The sequence below is a fragment of the Mesorhizobium sp. M7A.F.Ca.CA.001.08.2.1 genome, from assembly GCF_003998455.1.
In the GTDB taxonomy this organism is placed as follows: Bacteria; Pseudomonadota; Alphaproteobacteria; order Rhizobiales; family Rhizobiaceae; genus Mesorhizobium; species Mesorhizobium ciceri.
The window spans coordinates 1-1073 of sequence record NZ_RZPW01001210.1 but is presented as its reverse complement, the minus strand read 5'-3'; the positions used below and the strand labels follow the sequence as shown (position 1 = coordinate 1073).

Sequence of the window (1073 nt, the reverse complement as noted above, 5' to 3'; positions counted from 1 at the left end):
CCTGAATCAAAGTCTCAGTGACTTGAATCAGTTTGCCGGCCAACGTTCTTAACGCGTTGTTTACGCTGCCGTTTGGCGCTTTGCTTACCGTGTCTCTTGGCCGTTTTTCAACGGCGCCCTGCTAGATCGTGATCAGGCAGGGAGACAGCAACAATGAAAACGCTTCTGTGCGGCGCAGCGCTTTGCGCCGTCATCGTCGCGCCGGCCACAGCCGAAACGCGCTATGATCGCAGCCTCGAAAAGGCGGCCATGGGCATCGTCGCCGGCAAGATGGGCGACATCCGCGGCGGCTTTTCCTTCAAGCAGGTGCCGCAACTGGTGGTTCTGCCGGCCCCCGTTCCCGCACCTGCGGTTGCCATCGAGCCTTCACGCGAGCAAGCGTCGGGAGGGCGTGCGGATGGGTTGTCTCCGGCCGTCGAGCGCCCGGTTTCGCGAAGCGTATTCTGAGCTAGAGACCAGCAAGCCCTGATCGGGATTGCCCGATCGTTTCATCGTGCTTTGCCGCTGTGCGGGTGATCTAAAGGCGTCGGCACTGCTACTCCGCCGCCACCAGCTCCGCTTGTTGCGCCGGTTTCTCGGGGCGCCAGGATTGCGCCGCGTGGCGGGCGCGGTCTGCCAGGGCGGCAAGGCGTCCGCGCAGGTTTCGTCCACCCACCACTGACGACAAGATCACCGAATGCGTCGCAAAGCGGCGCTTGAAATCCTCGCCGCCGCAGAGAAAATCGATCGTGGTCAAGCCCCTGTCGAACGACCACTGGATGTAATCCATCATCAAGACCATGCCCGGCGAGGCCCGTTCGAAGGCCGGATCATAGGTGGTGACGAAAGCCATCATCGTTCCATGCTGCTCGAAATTGATCGATATGGCGATGATCTCGTCTTCGCGTTCGAGCACGAAAATGCGCAGCAACCCAAGCCCGGCCAGAACCGAGATCAGTGCCGGCAGCGCGGGGGAACCTTCGTCGAACAGGTCCGAGACGCGGCCGTGTTTTGCGAGCCATAGCCGTTTCAGCGCGGCGACGCGTTCCAGCACCGGCTCGCGGGCTTCGTGCGCATCCATCAGGCGGAAACGC

Annotated in this window: 2 protein-coding genes; one reads left to right on the top strand and one right to left on the bottom strand. The window is 62.0% G+C overall.

What is annotated here, in order from left to right:
- The first annotated feature begins 153 nt into the window (after positions 1 to 153).
- Positions 154 to 447, top strand: coding sequence for a hypothetical protein (locus EN914_RS36255; RefSeq protein ID WP_024503606.1), 294 nt, complete (start codon positions 154 to 156; stop codon positions 445 to 447).
- Positions 448 to 535: 88 nt separating this feature from the next.
- On the opposite strand, the gene EN914_RS36250 is transcribed toward EN914_RS36255, so the two are convergent.
- Positions 536 to 1073, bottom strand: a 538-nt coding sequence (locus tag EN914_RS36250) for a GNAT family N-acetyltransferase (RefSeq protein WP_127389728.1), incomplete at its 5' end; no start/stop codon positions are given.

Excerpts from the sequence above, each read along its gene's own strand:
- EN914_RS36255 (WP_024503606.1), top strand. The coding sequence starts at position 154 with ATGAAAACGCTTCTGTGCGGCGCAGCGCTTTGCGCCGTCATCGTCGCG.